This window comes from Ciceribacter lividus, assembly GCF_003337715.1.
GTDB lineage: Bacteria > Pseudomonadota > Alphaproteobacteria > Rhizobiales > Rhizobiaceae > Allorhizobium > Allorhizobium lividum.
The window spans coordinates 1-1,852 of sequence record NZ_QPIX01000023.1; the positions used below are offsets into that span (position 1 = coordinate 1).

Annotated in this window: 1 pseudogene; it reads left to right on the forward strand. The window is 63.5% G+C overall.

Annotated elements, in window-relative coordinates:
- Nucleotides 1-1,852, forward strand: a pseudogene (locus DFR48_RS21655) (hypothetical protein); the annotation flags it as partial.

Genomic DNA, 1,852 nt, shown 5'->3' on the forward strand with positions numbered 1-1,852 from the left:
GATCCCCGTTGGGCAGGAGGAGCTGGCTTGCCTCGGTCTCTGTGCTGGTTCTCGCAGGACTGGCCTTCCAGCGTCCGGCGATCGCCGAGGACTGGACTGGAGCCGTCAGTTCAGACTGGGGGGATGCCGGCAACTGGCTCGCTGGCGTGCCTAACGCGGCGGAGACGGTCGACATCAACGGCGGCGTTGTCAATGCGCCGACGATAACGTCGACTGCAGTGACCTCTGATCTCCACATGGGGCGGGCAGGCCAGGATGGGGCCTCGCTTCGGATCGAGGGCGGGGGAACGCTGAGCAGTCGCGCGGCATATATCGGGGAGAAGTTTTCCTCCAGTGCGACGGTCACGGGCGACAGGAGTCTGTGGACGACGGCAAACGAATTGTATCTCGGCACGATGGGGCAGGGGGGGCTGACGGTAACCGAGAAAGCTCTGATGGCTGTGGGTTCGGGACTCTACCTCGGAGTGTTTGGTACCGGCAGTGGCGCAATCGACGTCAGCAATGGCGGCACTCTCATGGCTCACTCGAACACCTTTGTTGGAATCAATGGCACGGGAACGATCAACGTCACCGCAGGGGGCTATTTCGCAAGTCTCGGTTCGATCTTCAATCTTGGCGTCAACGGCGGTGCGCAGGGCAGCGTCCTTGTGGATGGCCAGGGTTCGAAGTTGGATGCCACGGGACTGGTTCAGATTGGTATCGAGGGCAAGGGCAACCTCACGATTTCCAATGGTGCGCGCTTCGAACAGGAAGTCACCGGCACTTCGGGCGGGCTTGCGATCGGTACCGATCCCGGCGGTAGCGGCACCGTGACGGTATCGGGGGCCGGCTCGCGTGCGGACCTGGCCGAAGGTGTGACTGTAGGCATTTACGGACAGGGTGCACTCTATATCCACGACGGTGCGGCGGTCGGCAGCGGTGAAGCCCAGGTCGGGATCTGCGCGCTCGGTACGGTCAACCTGGCTGGCGGCGCCACCTGGGATACGAGGGCAGGCAGCCACCCCGGAGACGGAGGACTCCATGTCGGGATCACGAGTGACGGCATAGGCATTGTCACGGTCGAATCCGGCAGTGTGGTTACGTCCACAATCGGCACTCTCGGGGAGGAGAACGGATCGCAAGGGCGTGTTGCGGTTGCGGGAAGCGGGTCGGCTTGGCGCAATGAGGTTGATCTGACTGTCGGGGGCGCCGGTCGCGGCTACCTCTCGGTGACAGATAGCGGCGAGGTTTCGGCAGGCGCCGTCTATATCGGAGGAGGCTCGACGGCCGTTGGCTCTGCGCAGATTTCCGGTAAGAACTCGCGTCTGGACGCGGGCAACGAGCTCGTTGTGGGGATATTTGGCAGCGGTTTGCTCTCGGTCGTCGATTCCGCCACGGTTTCCAGTCTTGAAGGCTTGATCGCCGCGGGTGACGGCGGAACCGGTACTGTATCGTTGATCACCGGCGGGCGGTTGAGCATCGGGAACGGCGCGGGGACCCTCGACATGGCGCGTGGGACGGGCTCCGTGGCCACGCTGAACATCGGCGGCTCGAAGGGCTCGTCGGCCGGCGCTGCCGGTTTTCTCGACGCGTCCAGGATCAAGATCGGCGCCGGTTCGGCCACGATCAATTTCAACCACACCAATACCGACTACATCTTCGCGGCAGGGATCGAGGGCAAGGGCGAGATCAATCATCTGGCCGGCGTGACCACGCTGACCGGTGATTCCTCGGGCTTCACGGGCACAACGAACGTGGCGGGTGGGCAACTCAACGTTAACGGCACTCTCGGAGGCGACATCACCGTCACAAACGGCGTGTTGGGTGGCTCCGGCACGCTCTCGAAGGTGACGGTCGCCTCGGGCAGCACGGT